At 37.3% G+C, this 17,435-nt stretch carries 15 protein-coding genes; all 15 read right to left on the bottom strand.

Annotated elements, in window-relative coordinates:
• Positions 1 to 62 precede the first annotated feature (62 nt).
• Positions 63 to 821, bottom strand: a complete 759-nt coding sequence (locus tag Q4574_RS01480) for an SDR family NAD(P)-dependent oxidoreductase (RefSeq protein ID WP_303470655.1) — start codon at positions 819 to 821, stop codon at positions 63 to 65.
• Complete coding sequence (locus Q4574_RS01485; protein ID WP_303470657.1) at positions 805 to 1,749, bottom strand: phosphoglycerate dehydrogenase; 945 nt, start codon at positions 1,747 to 1,749, stop codon at positions 805 to 807. Before Q4574_RS01485 ends, Q4574_RS01480 begins: the two co-directional genes overlap by 17 nt.
• Before the next feature lie 17 nt (positions 1,750 to 1,766).
• Positions 1,767 to 2,465: an acylneuraminate cytidylyltransferase family protein gene (locus tag Q4574_RS01490; protein WP_303470659.1), complete on the bottom strand. Its 699-nt coding sequence runs from the start codon at positions 2,463 to 2,465 to the stop codon at positions 1,767 to 1,769.
• Positions 2,458 to 3,372, bottom strand: coding sequence for a glycosyltransferase family 2 protein (locus tag Q4574_RS01495; RefSeq protein ID WP_303470660.1), 915 nt, complete (start codon positions 3,370 to 3,372; stop codon positions 2,458 to 2,460). The genes Q4574_RS01490 and Q4574_RS01495 overlap by 8 nt, the downstream gene beginning before the upstream one ends.
• Positions 3,369 to 4,229: an SMP-30/gluconolactonase/LRE family protein gene (locus tag Q4574_RS01500; RefSeq protein ID WP_303470664.1), complete on the bottom strand. Its 861-nt coding sequence runs from the start codon at positions 4,227 to 4,229 to the stop codon at positions 3,369 to 3,371. Before Q4574_RS01500 ends, Q4574_RS01495 begins: the two co-directional genes overlap by 4 nt.
• Before the next feature lie 196 nt (positions 4,230 to 4,425).
• Entirely contained in the window at positions 4,426 to 5,100 is a 675-nt protein-coding gene (locus tag Q4574_RS01505; RefSeq protein WP_303470667.1) for a 6-hydroxymethylpterin diphosphokinase MptE-like protein, read from the bottom strand.
• 23 nt (positions 5,101 to 5,123) lie between these two features.
• The gene (locus tag Q4574_RS01510) at positions 5,124 to 6,413 is read right to left on the bottom strand and encodes a hypothetical protein (RefSeq protein WP_303470669.1); all 1,290 of its coding nucleotides are present in this window, start codon (positions 6,411 to 6,413) and stop codon (positions 5,124 to 5,126) included.
• A complete protein-coding gene (locus Q4574_RS01515) occupies positions 6,397 to 8,271 on the bottom strand; it encodes an FkbM family methyltransferase (protein ID WP_303470671.1) in 1,875 nt (624 codons plus the stop codon). The genes Q4574_RS01510 and Q4574_RS01515 overlap by 17 nt, the downstream gene beginning before the upstream one ends.
• 22 nt (positions 8,272 to 8,293) lie before the next feature.
• Positions 8,294 to 9,532: a hypothetical protein gene (locus Q4574_RS01520; RefSeq protein ID WP_303470672.1), complete on the bottom strand. Its 1,239-nt coding sequence runs from the start codon at positions 9,530 to 9,532 to the stop codon at positions 8,294 to 8,296.
• Between the two features lie 12 nt (positions 9,533 to 9,544).
• Positions 9,545 to 12,373 (bottom strand): hypothetical protein, encoded by a 2,829-nt coding sequence (locus tag Q4574_RS01525; RefSeq protein ID WP_303470674.1) that lies wholly within the window; start codon positions 12,371 to 12,373, stop codon positions 9,545 to 9,547.
• Between the two features lie 166 nt (positions 12,374 to 12,539).
• Positions 12,540 to 13,625, bottom strand: coding sequence for a dTDP-glucose 4,6-dehydratase (rfbB, locus tag Q4574_RS01530; RefSeq protein WP_303470676.1), 1,086 nt, complete (start codon positions 13,623 to 13,625; stop codon positions 12,540 to 12,542).
• Complete coding sequence (gene rfbD, locus Q4574_RS01535) at positions 13,618 to 14,505, bottom strand: dTDP-4-dehydrorhamnose reductase (protein WP_303470678.1); 888 nt, start codon at positions 14,503 to 14,505, stop codon at positions 13,618 to 13,620. The genes rfbB and rfbD overlap by 8 nt, the downstream gene beginning before the upstream one ends.
• Positions 14,506 to 14,533: 28 nt before the next feature.
• Positions 14,534 to 15,082, bottom strand: coding sequence for a dTDP-4-dehydrorhamnose 3,5-epimerase (gene rfbC / locus Q4574_RS01540; RefSeq protein ID WP_303470681.1), 549 nt, complete (start codon positions 15,080 to 15,082; stop codon positions 14,534 to 14,536).
• Complete coding sequence (rfbA, locus tag Q4574_RS01545) at positions 15,082 to 15,966, bottom strand: glucose-1-phosphate thymidylyltransferase RfbA (RefSeq protein ID WP_303470684.1); 885 nt, start codon at positions 15,964 to 15,966, stop codon at positions 15,082 to 15,084. The genes rfbC and rfbA overlap by 1 nt, the downstream gene beginning before the upstream one ends.
• Positions 15,967 to 15,994: 28 nt before the next feature.
• The gene (locus tag Q4574_RS01550; protein ID WP_303470686.1) at positions 15,995 to 17,434 is read right to left on the bottom strand and encodes a lipopolysaccharide biosynthesis protein; all 1,440 of its coding nucleotides are present in this window, start codon (positions 17,432 to 17,434) and stop codon (positions 15,995 to 15,997) included.
• Position 17,435: the final 1 nt, after the last annotated feature.

Raw genomic sequence — 17,435 nt, forward strand, 5'->3', positions numbered from 1 at the left:
GCATACTTTTCTATAGCAATTTCACTTATCGCTTTGCCTTTAACCAAAATTAGTTAAACAAACTAACTAGGGTCACTTAAACACCCTTGAATTCCCCCAGAGGCGCTAATACAAGCCCCATGCACAAAACTCGCTTTATCTGAACAAAGAAACAAGGCTAACTCGGCAACCTCTTGAGGAGAGGCAATTCTTGCCATCGGATGGAAAAGCTCTAAAGTTTTGAAACTCTCCTCTTTGCCATCAAAACCGGCTTTTAACATATCTGTGCCGACGGCAGCGGGTTCTATGGCATTGATTCTAATTCTATTGCCTAAATCAATTGCTAAATTTCGCGTTAGAGAACTTAATCCAGCCTTTGTTGTTGCATAAGCCACAAAACTTTTTTTCGTTTGCGTTGCGTGGATACTACTAACGTTAACTACTGCACCAGCGTTTTTAGACAGATCATTCAAAAATGTCTGAACCATAAAAAATGGTGCAGATAAATTGACATCAAAACTGTTTTGCCATTGCGCACGGCTTAGACTTTGACAATCGCCTAATATCTGGATGGCGGCATTATTAATTAATGCAGAAATGCCATCCCCATTGGTAATTTCAGTTACTTGTGTTAAAAAATCTGCCGCATACATTTCGTCCAACACGAATTTCTGTAAATCAATCTGTAAAAAAACAACTTGATCATTGGCTATATCCATTCGATGAGATATATCAGTAGCGATTACACGATAGTCATTTTCAACAAATTCAGCGACTAATGCTTTACCTATGCCACCGTTAGCACCAGTTATAAGTGCCCAAGGTTTATCTTTGATGGTCATTTAAGAACTCGGCTATTTTACTGACTGCTTCTTGAGTTGCACGTCGAACTCCCTCTTTGGTATTAGACCCATTGTGAGTACCAAAAATACATTGCGGCATATCACGCAAAGGGGATGCTTTAGGTAAGGGCTCTTCTTCGAAAACATCTAGTGCTGCTGCAGATACGTGGCCACTTTGCAAAGCAGAGATCAATGCAGGTTCATCAATCAACGGTCCCCTTGCAACATTAACCACTTTACAGCCTGCTTTTAACTTAGCAATTGTCTCTGCACTGAGCATATGAAAATTATGCTTATTTAATGCACAGGTAAAAATAAGAAAATCAAGCTCTTCCAAGCCTTCAGGAAACGACTTGCGTGTGACAAAGTCAAACCCTTGATTTCCTTCTACACCAGGATCATAAACGACAACATTTACATCAAAACCTGACAATCGTTTAACTGTATTCAAGCCAATATCACCAAAACCAACAACGCCAACGGTTTTACCCGAAACACTCATTCCAGGAGGCTTAGGCCATGCAAAGTTACTGCGGATTTCTCTATCAATATAAAACGTTTCGCGTGCTAAACCCAACATAAAACCGACGGCTAGATCAGCTACTTCACCACCAAACATGTTTGGTGTGTTAGTAATCGGAATACCTAATTCTTCACAAGCTTTAAAATCTACGTTGTCAACACCTATACCCCATTTAACTGCTGCTTTTAATTGTCCATTTTGGGCAGCACGAAAAACTTTTTCTGTTGCAGGATCATCACCAATAATCCAACCATCGTAATCAGGCAATAAAGAAATTAGCTCTTCTTCACTTAATATTTGGGTTGTTTTCGCTGCAACGAGCTCAACCCCTAACTCCTCGGCTGGGGTATAAAACTCTTCAATCATGCCCAACATTGGTGGGCATGTCACTAATACTTTTTTCATAAAACCTCTCATTTTGATCAGGGTTTGATCAATCCCTTTTGAATAAAATAATGTGTTGTAACAATTGCTCTATCCCAGTCATCTGGGGTATCGATATCAGAAGATTCCATTGAGGGTGTTTCAAACATCATGGGTTTTTTACCTATTCGAGCTTGTGTATTGGCAAAGCTGTCACGGGTAAATATATAAAGGTTTGAGTTTTCTTCATACCAAGGTTCTAAATTTTGCGTTGGTATCAGATTATCTGGATCATGGTTAATGGGGGAGCAATCTTGACGGTAAAATCGAGTTTGAATTTTATTGACGGTGAAAAGAGAATCTACATCTCGGTCATTTCGCGCTTTCGAAAACTCACTAATTGCTTTACTTATCGTAACCGGACTAAGTAGTGGATTGGTTGTGTGTGTCATTAAATACATATCTGCTTCAATATTAGCGATATCATCGGCCAACACTAAATTCATTGATACATCGTCACCACAAATTTCTGGTTTGCGATCACGAATTCGAATTCGCTTAGTATCGACCAATCCGTTTTCAGCTAAAATTTCTCTCGCATCAGTATTGATTATTACTTCGTCAATTTCTTCAACTGCCAACAAACTATCAAGTATCCAACGGAAAAGTGGCTTGCCACAAAATTCCCTGAAATTCTTTCCTTTCACACGCGTACTATTTGCCTTCATCGGCAACAGGGCGACAATTTTTTTAGTCATGATAAAACTCTTTTTCTACATCTTTAGGATAAAAATAATGAAACTTTTGTTTTGCTGAAAGCTTCCTCATTTCATGATTTCCTTTGTAAGTACCCCAATAGTGATTATATCTAAACAACACAATTTCAATACATCGTTTTAGGAATACTTTTTCTCGAATAGCCGCCGCAAAATCCGTCATTACACCCGACACTAAGAAACGTAGAAAATCAGAAAAGGAAAAGTGTACTTCCGGCATAATCTTTTGTAGAGCGTAAGCTTCTCTTTCATAACGCGTTCGAAGTTTGCTCCAGGATTCATCGTGTATATGATAAACCGGTGCACTCGATACATAGCCTATTTTTGAGCCGATCTCCACTAACTGCTTGGCCAGATACATATCTTCCAAACCGGTGAGCTCTTCATTGAAGCCAAATTTCTTCCAAGCTACTCTAGAAACAGCAGCATTGGCATTATTACAAAAGAAACCTTCTTGAGGTATTTTGGAATACTCTGGAAACCATTTATCAAAATGTTTAGTTTCCGAATACTTAGTTGTATCTCGCCCCATTTGACGCCCATATGTATAGACAGCAATTTGTTCGACTATGGGCCGGCACAACTCATCTAGCCAATCAACACTTGCAGGAATACAATGCCCGCTTACAAACACGAGTATATCGCCTTTAGCAAATTCACACCCGATGTTAAGGGATCGACCAAAGGTAAACTCTGATTGTTTGATATGAGTTATTCTACAGTTATGTTTTTGGGCGATTTCAAGAGTATTATCTGTTGAACCTGAGTCTACAATAACCACTTCATTTTCAACTATTTTTGTATTTTGTTTGCTTATTTCACTAAGTAACTCATCAAGATAACGTGCTTCGTTGAACGTTCTTATTACCACTGTTGCTAACTTTTTCACGCAGTCATCCTAAACTTGGGAAGCGACTTTCCCTTTACCGAAAGTTGGCGCATTAAAACCTCACCAGAATCAGGGTACTCATCAAGTTGTTCATCTGATAATCCCTCTGTGGCGGTTGTAATTAATAAACAGTCCATATTCTGACCACCAAAAGCACAAGAAGTAGGTTGCAGGGCTTGTAGCTGGATTTTGTCAAGTAACACTCCACTGGCCGAATATTTATGAATTGCCGCCCCTCCCCATATTGCTAACCAAACATTCCCGTCTTCATCAAGTGCACCACCATCAGGTGTGCCTTCTGTTTCAGACAAATCCAGCCAAACAGTTCGATTTTCCCAATCCAATCTACCATTTGTCGTTAAACTGATTTTGAAGGTTTTTTGCACTAAGGAGTCTGAAATTAAAATTGAAGATTCATCTAACCAAATGAAAGAATTGGGAATACCGATAGGAGCATTTTGTGGAACTAGCTTCAAATTCTCATCTAAAGAGTATATCTCGCCATTTAAACCAGTTGGACTTTTTTCCATTGTGCCAAACCAATACTTACCATCTGGGCCCACACTGCCATCGTTACAGCGAAATTTGTTTGAATGGGATAGTTTGATTACTGTATCAATTTGATTTGAAGAACGATTAACTTTAAAGATACTGTCTTCACCTGTCGCTAATATATAGTTATCGCTAAGCACGAGTAGATTAGACACCATTTGAGGCACGTATTTTCTATTATATTTATTTTCACCAACCATAGAGCAATTCGATGATTGGTAAATATGCTTATCCTGAATATCAGTCCACATCCAGTTGTTTATAGAATCATTCCATAAAGGTGATTCTGAAAGGTAAAACTTCATCATTATTCTTTTATATTTCTCTGATTATCGATAACTTACAGATCAGTTATTTACAATTATTTAGTATATACCAATATCGTTCATATTAACTGCAAGAAAAAAGCTGAAAAAACTTTGCTCTACTTGGGTATTTTGGCAAGTTTTGATCCACAATACATCATAAAGTTATTCTGATTCGTATACTCTAATTAAGTAGTTATAGAAAAACCGATTTATAATTAACTTTTTCAAAAATATCACAATTACCATTGACTGTAGCGTCAAATATGCGTCTATTATTTTGTTCGTAAACTTGCCTTGCAATCTCATATGAGCGTTCAGAGTTTTCTAAATCAGGATTGTCCCATTTACACCCTTTCGAGAAGTAGTCTGGACTAAAATGATTTGGATCGCTCTGTGTCATAACACTTTCTGCATTTGGTGCGCCATTATAGTGGAAACGGTGATCCATACCAATGATAAATATTTCTTTAAAACCCAAATAAAATGCAACTTGCAAAGCAGCATAGGTAACAGTCCAGCCTTCTTCCAAACCGAACGCAATATCTTTGCAGAATCTAGTCGGGGGATTTTTGGTATTTAGTATGTGCGTTAAACAATCATTTTTGAATAAATTATCACAACGGTTACTCAAGAACTTTTGACATGTCAGTTGGTTAATTTCTCGATGAGATTGTTCTAATACTTTCTTATTAACAGCAACATAATAATTTGAATAAAAATTAAACTTTTTAAATCCAAGATAAATCTTATTTAAACCAATGGTTTTTTCTCTTTTTAAAAATGAAAGGTCCATTTTGTTTAAGGAGGGTCCATTGCATACAATCACGGCTCGTTGACCAAAATGTCTATTTTGGAGTATTTCAATCATTTAGGTCTCGTAATTTTATTAGTTTATAGATATCCATTATTCTGCAACCAACCTCCATGTTGGCTTTCTATTGTTTTAATTTCGTTTTCTGACAATGTATCCACATAACTTAAATTCCGAGAGGGATCGGTGATATGAGATGGGCTCAACAAAGTCACTCCATATTGGTCAGTAGGTAACTCCATAACTTGATTATAAATAAATGCGCTATCGACCTTTCCCAACCCAATAGCGCTTAACACTTTTTCAATAACGAAAAGAGGATGTTGGATAAATTCTTCATAAGTAAATTCAAAGTTACTCTTATTAGACCACTGCTCATAAATCGAACGATTATATTTCGCATACTCTGTGACCCCTCCAACTTTTGGAACTGTGGGGAACTTTCTGCGTACAGCAGAAGCAACTGAATCTCTTAAATCTCTTTTTGTTGTGTAAATGAACGAGGCTCGCTGCAATATATCGTCACGTAATTCATGTGTTTTCAACAATTCAACTGGAGCTTGATTAGCATCAAGATTTTCAATCGATATTTTTTCAGAATAACCGCTAACAAAATCAACTTTGCTTTTCTCAAGGGCTAGCCGAACTATGTTAAACAGTGCTGTTGAACCTGCATGTCGCATCCCTGCCACGAGTATTGTTGTTTTTTGTTTTTTTAACATCAACTCAGGTAAATTAATGCAGCCTGCTAAAATAGGTGCGTCTACAACTGAAGAAATAGATTTTTCCCTTACACTTTTTTTTAAACGCAACAACTCTTGTTGGAGAAATGTTATTTTTGAATTTGCCGAAATATTTTCTTCAGTATGATTTGCTGAGACATTATCTAGTACTTCTATTGCTTGATCCATCAGTCCAATATTTGTCAACTCTCTAATTGTCCTAGAATGTTTAACTAACCTGTTTTCGGTAAACGACCCCAAATTCACAGCATGACTAAAATGGTAAACAACCATGTTTTTTTTGTTTTTTAACGCTGCTATTTTACCAAGGGAATTATGTACTCCAGATATCAAAAGGCGTGAAATGAACACATTGTCGCAACCAAGACTTTGGGCTATTTGCATATACTTTCGACAATTTGCAATATCCCCTAACTGTTGAAATCCTGCTGCTTTTAGTGCAGCTAATTTGTCAATATCTGGGTGCGAATGTAACTGCTCAATATCAATAGCTGCGAGTTTGTCCCATTCGCCAAAATACCAATTTTCTTTAATTGTAGAAATATCAACGGCATTCGTTGCTTCTAGTACTTTTTTAGAGTTGAGTTGTTCAGTGATAGCACTTGATTTACTAAAAGGCTTTTTCACGAATCACGATATCCTTAATTAATTCAATCTGAGCCTCTACTTTTGTCATTTCTAAATCGATTGATTGCTGTTTTTCAAGCATAATGGCTCGTTCTGACTCCAATTCTCGCGTATGTTTAGTGAGCGCAATTATTTGTTGCTTTTTCAAGGAACTCTGAACTATTTCATTTTCAAGTTTTTGTTTGGTATCTGCTAATGATTTACTTAGAGTATCTGAACTAGCCAACAATTGCACTTTAGTCTCCGAGGCCTTTTCCAATTCATTTTTAAATTTCTCGACCTCTGTTTTTATTGCTTCCATTTGTAACGAACTATCGTTTTTATCATTTTCCAATTTATCAACAACTTCCGTTTTTTCTTTTAATTGAGTTTCAGCATCGAGCTTATATTTTTGAAAGGAATCAGTTTGAGTTTTTGTTTGTAATTTTAGAGAAGCCACTTCTTCTAGTAAAGTTTGCTCCCTTTGTTTTAGTGAAGCATGCTTTTCTTCTAATTTATTAACTTGTTGTTGCCCTTCTTCAAACTGAATTTTTAATAAATCAACCTGTTTATTAACGTTGGCTAAATCTGCTTGCAATTTCGCTAAAGCTTGTTGCTTCTGTGTAGTGATTTGTTCTTGCTCTTTTAGTTGGTATTGCAATGTACTCTGGCTTACCTCGAGCTTTTTATTTTGTTTTTGTTTTTCGACTAACTGATTTTTTACTGATTCTAACTGTTTATTAGCTTCGATTAAATCTGCTTGCAATTTCGCTAAAGCTTGATGATTCTGTGTAGCAATTTGGTCTTGCTCTTTTAGTTGGTGTTGCAACGTACTCTGGCTTTCCTCGAGCTTTTTATTTTGTTTTTGTTTTTCGACTAACTGATTTTTTACTGATTCTAACTGTTTATTAACTTCGGTTAATTCTGCTTGCAATTTCGCTAAAGCTTGATGCTTCTGTGTAGCAATTTGGTCTTGCTCTTTTAGTTTAGTTAGTGTTACTTCATTGCTCTGGGTTAAATTTGTCAATTGTAGCCGCAATTGGTCAACTAACGTGGCATTCTCAGTCAGCTGTTTTTCTTTTTGCTCATTCAATCCTACAAGTTCTTCAATCTTGCTCGATTGTTGTTTAATCGTGATGTCTGATTGTTCTAACGCTGTTTGTGTTTTACTACAACGTTCATTCAGTTCAGCATTGTTACGTTTTATTTTCTTTAACTCTTCCTGAGTAGCTTTATTTTTTTTAGCTATGCGCTGTTGTTGATAAAAATGTTCAACAAAAGGCTGATGTTCGTCATCTGTTAATCTGAGTGCAAAATCTCTTTCACCTAAAAGATCCATCAATTTATCTGTGTTAATACTATTTTCATATAGAATTTCGGAGCTTGACCTAACAACAACCCATTCAAAAAAGTTTAATACTTCATTTGAGCAAGCTTCTATAAGCATTGCCTCTGCGCCCAGCACGTCTAATACCAGTATATTGTCTTGCTCTGGATCAAATTCTCCTAAATTTAAAATAAACTCATTAATACCCAGTGCCTGCACTGTTTTTTGTTCGCTTTTTTTTAAATTAGCAAAATGGTTAGCTAGATTGCTTGCAGGTAAGAGTGAATTAAATCTTGGGTTATCAAAATAATATACGCTTGTATTACCTGATTTAGGCCCAATCCAATGGTTTTCTACTTGCAAGTTATCCGCTCGTTTTGCTTTATTATTGAGTTTTTTGAATAATACTGCATCCGCTTCAACTGCAACCACACGATTAAAAGGGAAAGTTTGGTAAAGTCCAACTTCCTGACCAACACCAGCACCAATATGAACAACTGTGCCCATTGATTTACTAGAGTGAGCTAAAAGATTAGGTAGAAAAGCTAGCATTTGATTATCCTATTATCCAACTTTAATGATTTACCAGCCAATTCATCAGCGGCTCGAACATTAATTTCTTGTATGACAAAATATCGCTGTCTTGCATAGTTTGTTCAACTATAGAGTCTTGTATAGTTAAACCTGCGCTTATTTCATAGCTTACTCCCAAACGCTGAGCTTCGCGGGTGAGCCAACACGAACCCCCAATGATAAGTGGAACATTAAAATAAGCCAACATCCAAAGCAACCCAGAACTCTTATTTTGATAAACTTGTGTATCATAAGTACACACAGCCATTTTGATACGCCGCATAACGTGCGCCATTTCTAGGTTTGACAAAAAACCATGGTGTAATATCAAACGTGGTTCTTTTTTGGTCCAATTTCGCAGTTTTTTTAAAGTGTCATTAAGCTCAGGGTATTCCCATGCCAATGTATATTGGATTAAAAAGTGAGTGTTTTCGGGGGTATTTGCAAGACTACGTGTCAGCAACTCAGGTAAACGATTAAAACCTTTGTCTTCTTTCGCATCTCCCAAGTATAGTAACACCGTATTTTCTGGCAGTACCAACGTACTGGATTGAGTTAAATTAGGCTGAATAGCACTCCAATCCATTAAATAACATGGATGAGTACGGATAATACTGCAGTCCAACAATTCTTGATATGTCTGAGAAAGTTCATATTCACTGCAATACAAATTAAGATTTTTCACTGACATCAAGCCTTGAAAACCTAATCGATACCACATTTTTTTGCAGGATGAACTCGAACCACTTATTGGGCTATACATAGCGCAACAAACTAATTTCAATTTAGGATTTTCTACTTGTGCTCGATGTAGGCTTATCGCTAAATTTAACGCCCATGCATGCTCCCAGTTTAAACAGGGAAAAAATAAAAGGTGATTTTCCCCACTTATATTTATCTGATCACATGCATTTAAAAGTGCAATTTCGTACTCGCTGCAAAGTTTGCGTACATACCTTTGTATGCCCGCTGGCCCAAGCACAGCCCCATCATGAAAGTGTTTATAGAATAACGTTTCAAAAAACAAGTTTACTGTTATACCTGCATTTTCAAGTTTAACTTTTAAATTGTGATCAAGAAGTTGATGACTATAGGCAGTAACACTTACATTATTTTCATCAGCAATTAGACCTTGGTTCTGAAACTGGCAAAAAGATTCAGCCAAAGCGGCATGATGCCCCCCTGCTTCCATCAGTCCTGGGTCGACTACCCATATCGATAGGGGTTTTATAGGTGACAAATCAGACTTCTATTATTCACTAACCCAGCTTATCCAATTTATCTGCGCTTGGTCATCAAAATCTTGAATTGTTTCGATTAGGGCAGGCAGAGCACCGATAAATCCTTGTAATAAAGCACGATGTTCAATCTCGAGGGTTTCATCTGAAATAAGCATTTCTACTTCACTGAGGTCAAACAAAACGCGAGGCCCATATTCATCTTCAGCGAAATAGTCACTATTTGCCAAAGGAACGAGTTCATCTCCTGTACGTAATTCCAACGCCACCTTTGCATCACCATTTTCAAAGTTAATCTCTTCTGCTCTTACCTTTAACTTTAATTTAGTGTCATCATCCACTGTATAGTCAAATACCAGGTGTTGATAACCACCTAAATCAACAAACTCAGCAAATTGAAATTTATCTTCAAGATGTTTTTCTTCTTTTTCTTCTATTTGTTCGTTCTCGTTTACTAGTTCGGCACCGGCGAACCCATTTACTTGTTGGAGCAATAATCCAATGCTATTCCAATCTACTTTTTCACTAAGCAAAACTGAACCTTGGTGCAAAGTTGCCTGAATAAAATTGCTTAGATTTTTTATTAAGTGGCTAATCAGTTGCTTGTCTTGCATCGAGGTTTTATCTGCCGCCGAGATTTCCAAAGAGTCACTATGTAAATTGATATTTGCCAGGAATTTATAGCCAAAATCATCTTTAAGTTCTGGCGGCCAAGCTTGTAGCGGTGAAAAGCCGGAAGGTAACTCACGCAATTCAAGGATGATCTGATCCGTAGAAAAATTTTCATCACTATTGCCAATAGCGGCAAATTTCACTTCGAATTCTGGAAAATATTGATCATTTATTAAGAAATTTTCAAATTTAAACCATAAATGTTCATATCCTTCTCCATGAAACTCCTCTAGCAGTGAAATTCCATCAAAACTCAACCACTCTGGAAGCGACTCTATTTGGCTTTTGAGTTCGATTGCATTCAAACGCCAATCCCGTAACTCACTCTCTTCCATATCTTTACTGATGATAAGGTCACCTTTTTGCAAAGCTTCATAGATTAGAGAACCAATGCTTAAAATGGCCAATCTATCACTAGCACGTAAACTTTGGTCTACTTTCTGCTGGCGTGCTGACTGACTTTCGCTCGGGTTAGGAACATATGTAATATAATGGCCATATTCATCATTTAATTCATCAATCCACTGCAATTCAAGGCTATTATCTAGCGGTCTAAACTCAATGCCAGGTCGGCCATCAACCTCTAACAATTTACAATATACTGACTCAAAAAACCTGCCATCCGCAATAGCTACTTGACTTAATTTGAGCTGAATATCACGGTAACCATCAGTGTTGTAACCCGCTAATATCTCTGCTGTTTTTACCGCACATTTTTCATATACTTTTTGCACAGGTTTATTGCCAAGTTCACTATTTAACATTGAAGACGAATCCTTTTCTTGTAATTTTTGGTAATAATATTCAAGTTCTTCTTGAAGCTGATGAATCTGCATCGTAGTCAGACTTTTCTCAACTTCGAGATCACGAATTTTGTCAACATAAACATTTTGTTCGGTTAATACCTGATTTTTGTAAGCTAAAAATTGTTCTTGTATTTTTGAATGCTTTGAACAAGTAAACTCTAATTCTTCTTGCAATTGACCAATTTGTAGCAACATTAATTCTGAACCATTCGAAGCTTGCTCCAATTGATTTTCTAATTGGATACATTTCTGATTGGTGTCAGTAAATGTTTCTATACTCTGTTTTAGTTCTTTTTGAAGTTTAGAAACTAGCTGTTTTTGAACCTCTGTTTCAGATCTAGTTTCAACAAGTTTACGTTCTAATTGATGAATTTTTTGAGTATTGAGTTTCGACTGCTCATATTTCAACTCCAACTCCTCTTGAAGCTGATTAATAAGCAACATTTGAAGACCTGACTCTTCACTCCCTTCTTTAATCTGTGATTTTAACTTATCTTTTTCATCATAAAGATCAGAAAGTTTTTGAGATAAAATTTCACAATTAGTTTTTAAGCTTTCTTGTTCCTGGAGCAAATCTGAGTACTGCTTTTTATCATATTGTATTTTTGATTCTAGCCTAGCTATATCTTCTAAATGTTTTTTAACCGATTGAGTTAAATTATGTGCAACTATTTGATGCTCTTCAATAACATCCAAAGCAAATGCGGAAAGCTCTGACACTTCTCCCCCCCCACTAACTTTAAATTTTCCAAAGACTGGCAGATCACTTCGAATCTCATCATAATAATCAAATAAATCATCTTGTTCTTGCAACAGCAATTTAGCTGCTAATAGCCTGTCTTGGGGCACAAACAGTTGTTTGTGTTTAATCTGCATTTGAGTTTTTACAAAAGCAGAGATTGCAGACTGTGACTCATTGCTATTTTCGAATACATCTTGGCAGCTCACCAACAAACAACTTGTTTTATATTTACGATATATTTTAAAAGCACTTTGTACTTCTTGTTTCCAAGTTTCCGACGCAGCTAAACATTCCTCTGCAGTCATCAATTTTTCAGCTAAAGCATGAGCGACAGATAGGTCAGGCTCACAATAAAACACTAAAGATTTAACTGATCCGTTTTGCATCAGAGTATTTAGATAAGACAAACAACTGGGCAAATACACTACCTGGGGCTTTTTAGAATCAATCTTTTGAATAACTTCTCGAACTTTTTTAGTCAAAACCTTTTTATTATTTATTGAACCAAGAGATTCCAATTTTGACTGGATTTCTGCTGAAACAACTTGAAAAGGAATCTCCATAGCATCAATGTATTCCATCCAATTACTGTGAGATATTCCAGTTACTACCAAAAGTTTCATTTATGCTCCAATTTTCTCAATGTCTACCTTATTAGATGTAAATATATTTGAGAATGTTATGTAAATTAGTATTTATCCAAAAATAAAAATCGGATTCTACAGTGTTATGTGACTTTTTAGCAACGGCAAAGCTAAGTAGATGCTCTATTACTATACTTGCGAGATATCACTTTAATAGAGGTTCCCACCAACTTTCATTTTCTAAATACCACTCAATAGTTTTCGTAATGCCAGTCTCAAAAAATTCAACAGGTTGATACTTCAGTTCATTATTCGTCTTAGTTGCATCAATGGCATAACGTCTATCATGCCCTGCTCTATCGGTAACGTACGTTATTAACGCTTCGGCATTGCCTTCAACAGCTTTAGTTGCCAAAGGATACTTTACTATTAAATCAGGCTTATTGGCGAATGCCTGGTTCATCTTGTTGCACACTAGTTTAACTATATCGATATTCGCCCATTCGTTGTGACCGCCAATATTGTAATTTTCACCAATATGGCCGTTTTTGAGTACTAGCTCAATTCCCCGAGCATGATCTTCAACGTAAAGCCAATCTCGTATTTGCTGGCCATCACCATAAACAGGCAAAGGTTTATTGTACAGAATATTTGTAATTATCAGCGGAATTAGCTTTTCTGGGAAATGGTATGGGCCATAGTTATTGGAACAGTTACTGGTAGTCACTTCTAAACCATAGGTATGATGATAAGCTCGTACTAGATGATCACTGGCCGCCTTGCTGGCTGAATAAGGAGAATTAGGCGCATAAGCAGTATCTTCGGTAAATGCCGGATCATTTGGCTCTAAGCTACCATAGACTTCATCGGTACTCACATGATGGAACCTGTGGGGAATTGCTTCTTTGCCTTCATCTTTAGGAAGTTCAATCCATACTTTTTTAGCGGCTTTAAGCAGGCTATAAGTACCAATAATATTAGTTTCAATAAAGGCATCGGGGCCGGTAATTGAGCGGTCAACATGAGACTCAGCGGCAAAATGCACAATAGTATCTACTTGGTATTCGACTAATAGTGATTCCACCAATGACGTGTCGCAAATATCACCTTTCACAAAGACGAATTTCTCATTGGATTCTACAGATACTAAGTTCGCTCGATTACCTGCGTAAGTCAGGGCATCTAACACTACCACTTTATCTTCTGGGTTATTCTGCATCCAATACAATACGAAATTTGCACCGATAAATCCGGCTCCACCAGTGACAAGTAGGGTTTTATTTTTAGTCATTTTTCATATCTTTTAATTGTTTTTGAGTTGCTAATTGCTGAATCACAATCTCTAATTCGTTACGCCAATGCTTAGGTTGAAGCCCATTAAATGCGTCTTTAAGGGTTGATTTATCCAATACACTGTAGCTGGGTCTTTTAGCTGGAGTGGGGTAGGCGGATGTGGGAATAGGCTTAACCGGTATGGGTTTCTCTAAAAGTCCATGCTTTATTGCCAACTCTTGAATCGCCAAGGCAAAATCGTACCAACTGCATACTCCTGAATCGGTGAAATGATGCACACCCGTTACCTTATGATTAACCGCATATAAACACGCATGAGCCAGTGCCTTGGCAGATGTAGGTGAACCAATTTGATCATCTATCACACCAAGTTCAGGCTTTTCTGCCATTAATCTGAGCATAGTTTTTACGAAGTTATTGCCGAACTGGGAATACACCCAGCTGGTTCGAATAATACAACTCACTTCTGCAGCGTATTGTTGAATGGCCTTCTCACCCGCAGCTTTACTCGCTCCATAAGCACCAATAGGTGCATGTACTTCATCAACCTGATAGGGAGAACCTTTATCACCAGAAAACACATAATCCGTTGAAACATGTACAAATGGCACTGCTTTTTGCTTTGCGACCTTTGCCAAATTCCCTACGGCGCTAGCATTAATTTCAAAGGCTTGCTGTTGTTCTGATTCAGCTTTATCTACTGCGGTATAAGCGGAAGCATTAATAATGCCTGCCACGTCATACTTGTTTAGGGTAGAGTTCAGTTTTTCAGGATCGGTGATATTAATATCGCTACGGCCTAAACAAACAACTTTGTCATTTAGTAGTTTTAATTCTTGGGCTAACTGGCCAGTTTTTCCGATTACAATTATTGTCATTTAAATCTCGTATTGAATGCGCGATATATTAATCGAAACTGGATGCAGATTCAAAATCTAAACCGGCTTCATCTTTTGCAGATAAGCTCGGTTTTATACCGTTTACCAAAGGCCAGTCAATACCAAGCATAGCATCGTTGTATCGTATAGAAACTTCTGACTCAGGGTGATAATAATCAGTACAGCGATAAACAAACTCGGCAAATTCGGAAGTCACATAAAAACCATGAGCAAATCCGGCAGGCACCCACAATTGCTTTTTATTTTCTGCTGACAGCAGAATGCCAAAACTCCGGCCAAAAGTAGGTGATGATTTGCGCATATCCACCGCTACATCGTACACTTCGCCGCTTATCACTCGCACCAGTTTTCCTTGAGTATGCTCTAGTTGATAATGTAAACCTCGAAGAATGCCATGCTTAGATTTACTATGATTATCTTGTACAAACTCTACGTCAGCTACATTTTCTTTGAACCAGTCATCACGGAAAGTTTCCATAAAAAAACCACGTTCATCACCAAACACTTTAGGTTCGATAATTTTTACGTCAGGAATACTAGTCTCTACTACTTTCATTATGACTTCACTTTCTCAGTTAATAATTTAGATAGGTACTTGCCGTATCCGCTTTTAATAAGTGGTTTTGCTAACTTTTTAAGTTGCTCTGCATCAATAAATCCTTTTCGGAAGGCAATTTCTTCCGGACAGCATATTTTTAACCCCTGGCGTTTTTCTATCGCGGCAATGAAATTTGACGCATCCAATAAGCTATCAATGGTGCCAGTATCTAGCCAGGCTGATCCTCGGCCCATTAACTCTACTCTTAAATTACCTTGTTCTAAGTATAAGTTATTGAGATCGGTTATCTCTAATTCACCGCGATGGGAAGGCTTCACTTGTTTCGCTAACTCAACAACATGGTTATCATAGAAATACAAACCTGTTACTGCATAATTTGATTTGGGTTTTTGGGGTTTTTCTTCGATGGACAACGCCTTCCAGTCATCATCAAAATCCACTACCCCATATCGCTCGGGGTCGGTAACATGATAACCGAATACAGTTGCTCCTGAGGTTTGCTTATTCGCATTAGTCAAAGACAACGGTAAATCATGGCCATAATACAAATTATCTCCAAGGACCAGTGCACAATGATCATCACCAATGAATTCTTCACCTAATATAAACGCTTGTGCAAGGCCATCTGGAGACGGTTGTTCAACGTAACTAAAATTAACGCCCCAAGCTTCTCCTGTACCCAATAAAGACTGGAACCGAGGCAACTCTAACGGTGTAGAGATAATAAGAATATCTTTAATCCCCGCCAACATTAAGGTTGAAATAGGATAGTAAATCATCGGTTTATCATACACTGGCATCAATTGTTTACTGATAACAGATGTTAGGGGGTGGAGACGAGTTCCAGAGCCACCAGCTAAAACGATTCCTTTTCTATTCATAAATACTTTTATCCGTTTTTTAATTATTTTATCTTAGTTCATTAACCGTAGCTGAAATAATTTTGCCTATGGTAAAGAGCATCAGAAGGACGGCTAAAAATAGCATCAAATTGTAAACGACTTCTGGATACTTTGCTTCTTCTGGTAATGTAGATGTCTCTACGGTTACCAAATACTTTAACTGTCGATACGCCTCTATACGAGATTTTTCAAGTGACACTTGGGAAGCAGAATAGGCAGTGAGTGCGAGCTCCAAATTAATTTTCAAATCACTAAACTTGGCAAGTATTTGTCCAACGGATTGATTATCGGGGTCGCCATTTTTTGCCCCGCGACTCAATCTTGCTCTTTGAGCGAACAGTTCATTTTCAAGACTATTAAGTTCAGCTCGAAGTTGCATTACCTGTGGGGCTTTTTCACTCATTCCGCTTAATAATGCCGACAATTTAGCTTGTGTACTCGCTATTTTACCTTCAAGTTCATAGGTAATTTGTTGAAATGCCGCTCCTTCCGCTTCTGGATCTAGTAGATCATGTGTTCTTTGAAATGCTAATAATTCACCTTTTGCTTTTTGTAACCGCTGCTCAACCATCAAATGTTCATTCTGTGCAAAAGCTAGCTGCTCTTTGGCTAACGAATGCCCGATTTCATTAATATACCACTCAGCTTTTTTTACTATTGTTTCAGCAAGTTGTTGAGAAAACTGGGGCTCAAAACCTTGTACAGCAATTGAAATAAGACCAGAAACATCATCACTTTCAATGTCTACCATCGAATTATAGTATTTATGCAAATCTTCCTTTGTCGCATCACTTTTCAAACGACTAAAAACATCCCAGGCTGAGTCACTATAATGAGAGCGTATCTCTAATTCAGCGTCTAAATATTCAATCATATCTGTAGATAAAATAAACGCCTTGATTAATTCATTGTCGTTTGTGGGAGCTGCGGCACCAAACCCAGATAAGATTGCTAATGATGGATCCAATGTACTCATACCATCAGGCTGTTTAATTATAAGTTGGGTTCGACTTTCGAACCGATCACTTGCCCAAATGATCTGATAAAACGCAAACAGTACGAATGGAATCAGTACAAATAACGTAAAAGGTTTTAAAAGTTTCTGCCAATTCGCTTTTTTTGCTGATACTTTAAATTTGTCGACTGCTAATTTGGCCCCCTCTTTCACTCTATCTCCAGTTGACGAACTAGTTGAATGCGTCGCCATTAATTCCGGATGCTCTGAAAGCATAAGTTGTTTCAAATGATTAAATTGTTTATTCGCCTCAGCCCCAGGTTGCAAATTTTTAACGCGTTGCATTAATCTATACGCTAGGGCAATGTCGTACTGCACTAGCTCGTCGACTTTCTCATTGAGTATTTCAGCATTATTCCACTGTTTTTCAGTAAACTGCTTTCGCAAAGCGAGAAATCTATCTTCTACATCTTGTATTGTTTTATCTGTCATT

Origin of the sequence: Aliiglaciecola sp. 3_MG-2023 (genome assembly GCF_030548205.1) — a bacterium.
GTDB lineage: Bacteria > Pseudomonadota > Gammaproteobacteria > Enterobacterales > Alteromonadaceae > Aliiglaciecola.